The organism is Methylorubrum podarium, assembly GCF_022179745.1.
GTDB classification, from domain to species: domain Bacteria; phylum Pseudomonadota; class Alphaproteobacteria; order Rhizobiales; family Beijerinckiaceae; genus Methylobacterium; species Methylobacterium podarium.
In genome coordinates, this window is sequence record NZ_BPRD01000292.1 from 1 (window position 1) to 2,328 (window position 2,328).

Consider the following 2,328-nt stretch of genomic DNA (forward strand, 5'->3'; position numbering starts at 1 on the left):
ATGGCGCCCAGCGCCGCCTCGACGCTCCGGCGCGCCTGCGGCCGGCCCATCGCTCGCGCCTCGTCGTCGCGAAACGACTCGACGCCGATGCTGACGCGCTCGACCCCGTGCTCCCGCAGGACCGCGAGCCGCTCGGGCGTGGTGGTACCGGGCGCGGTCTCGACCGAGGCCGGCACCGCGAGCGGCGTGGCCCCGAACGTGTCGCGCAGGTCCGCGAGCAGCCGGTCGAGATCGGCGGCCTCCAGAAAGGTCGGAGTGCCGCCACCCAGCGCCATGCGGGCGACCCGGAACCGGCCGAGACTGTCGGCCACGGTCTCGGCCTGGAGCCGCAGGGCGTCGAGATAGGGCGCGACACTGCCCTCTCCGCGGGTCAGGGTGAACAGGTTGCAGAAGCCGCAGCGCATCGCGCAGAACGGCACGTGCACGTAGAGGAACAGGCCGTCCTTCGGCTCTTCCGCCCAGGCCTCGCGCAGGGGCACGGGATGCGGCAGCGGCCGGTAGGCGGTCTTGTGCGGGTAGGCGTACTGGTATCCGCCGTAGACCGGCCCCGCGAGAAGCGCCGCCGCCGCGCCCAGGTCGCTCTGCAAGCCGCCCGTCATGCCGCTCGTCATGCCGCCTCCTGGATGAACTCGGCGTAGGGCACGTCCCAGACGGTGGGATGCGCCAGGCGGTGGCCGCGATAGCCGTCCTCGCCGAAGGCGGTGCCGTGGTCCGCGCACAGGATGCAGAAGGCCGGCCCGCGCCGGCTCAGCGCCGCGAAGAGCGGCGGCAGGGCGCCGTCGGCGTAGGCGAGCGCGGCGCCCTGCGTCTCGGCGCTCTCCCGGCTCGCGCCCGGCAGGTAGGCGCAGGTCGGGTGGTGGGTCGCCGAGACGTTCAGGAACAGGAACAGCTTTCGCTCGGGCGGCAGCGCCGCGATCCGCTCCACCGCGAAGCCGACCTGCGCCTCGGTCGAATCCCGCGCCTGCACGCCGAAACGGCCGTGCCAGTGGCTCTCGGCGAACAGGCCGGGCAGCACGCGGCCGAGCGGGGTCCGCTTGTTGAAGAAGCCGACGCCGCCGATGCACAGCGTGTGGTAGCCGCGCGCGGCGAGCCCCGAAACGATGTCGGGCGCATCGAACAGAACGGTGTCCGGCCCCGTCGTGCGGCTGCCCTCGAAGCGCAGCGCGAAATGGCGGTGATGCGGCCCCGGTTCGGCGGGCGTCGGCAGGAAGCCGGCGAAGATCGCCTGATGCGCGGCGTAAGTGAAGCTGCCCGGCGCGTGGCGGCGCTCCCATCGGCCCGCCGGCAGCAGACCCGCGAGGTTCGGCGTCCGGCCCGCCGCCAGGGCGGTCGCGGCCACGTCGTAGCGCAGGGAATCGAGCGTCACGAGCAGGACGTCGTGCGAGCCGACCAATTCGGCGGCGCGGATCATGCGGCGAGATCCACGGGTCGGCGCGCGGCAATCCAGCCCGGCAGGCGCGCGACCTGCCACGCGTAAGGGTCGAGCCCCTCGTGGCGGACGCGGCGGATCAGATCGCCGAAGGCGTTGACCTCGAAGAAGACGTGGCGGCGCAGGCCCACCGTCAGCGCCACGTCGAAGGCGAGGTGGAAGGTCCGCGGGAACAGAGCGGCGAAGCGTCGGCAATCCGCCAGCATGGCGTCCCACGCGGCGGGCGGCACCAGCGCTCGAAGCGCTTCGGCATCGGACCGGCGCCCGCCGAGATCGAGGTTGGTGATCGGGCCGCGGGCGGTGCGCAGCACCGCGTGGGCGGGTTCGCCGCCGACCACGAGCAGGCGCAGGTCGCAGGGCCCGCCGTCGAGCGCCGCCTTCGGCACCCACTGCTCCACATGCGCGTCCTGCGCAAGGATGGCGTCGACGAGCGCCACGGCCTCGGGCCCGCGATAGCGCCGCATGCGGTGGGAATGGTGGAGCACGCCGCGGCGCGCGCCGGGCACGTGCTCGGCCGAGGACTCCGCGACGATCCCGTCGTGGGCAAGCGCGAGCGCGGCGATGCCGGCGGCGCCGGACCCGAAGCGCGGCTTGACGAAGACGCGGCTCATCCCGGCCGCGCGCATCGTGTCCCGCAGCGCCTCGAACGAGGCGGCCGGCGGCAGCGCCCGAGGCACGGGCAGGTTCTGGGCGAACATCGCGGCGTGGCAGGCCCGCTTGTCGTAGAACAGGGCGACCGTCTCCGCCTCGTGGGTCACGGCGACGCCCGGCGGGATGGACCGGCGGGCGAGCCGAAGCGCGGCGGCAAGCCCGCGCTGGAAAGCGTGGTCGGGGCGCAGCCGCGTCGCCCCACCGGCCTCATCTTCACCATCGTCCGCCCCGCCGAGGCGCAGCAGCGC

3 protein-coding genes are annotated in these 2,328 nt (G+C 74.3%); all 3 read right to left on the reverse strand.

Going from position 1 to position 2,328, the window contains the following annotated elements; genetic code table 11:
* Window positions 1–611 (reverse strand): radical SAM protein (locus tag MFF42_RS14855; protein ID WP_238256423.1); only part of this gene is annotated, 611 nt, incomplete at its 3' end.
* The gene (locus tag MFF42_RS14860) at window positions 608–1,411 is read right to left on the reverse strand and encodes an STM4013/SEN3800 family hydrolase (RefSeq protein ID WP_238256424.1); all 804 of its coding nucleotides are present in this window, start codon (window positions 1,409–1,411) and stop codon (window positions 608–610) included. The genes MFF42_RS14860 and MFF42_RS14855, both read right to left, overlap by 4 nt.
* A complete protein-coding gene (locus MFF42_RS14865; RefSeq protein ID WP_306423538.1) occupies window positions 1,408–2,325 on the reverse strand; it encodes an STM4014 family protein in 918 nt (305 codons plus the stop codon). Before MFF42_RS14865 ends, MFF42_RS14860 begins: the two co-directional genes overlap by 4 nt.
* Between the last annotated feature and the right edge of the window lie 3 nt (window positions 2,326–2,328).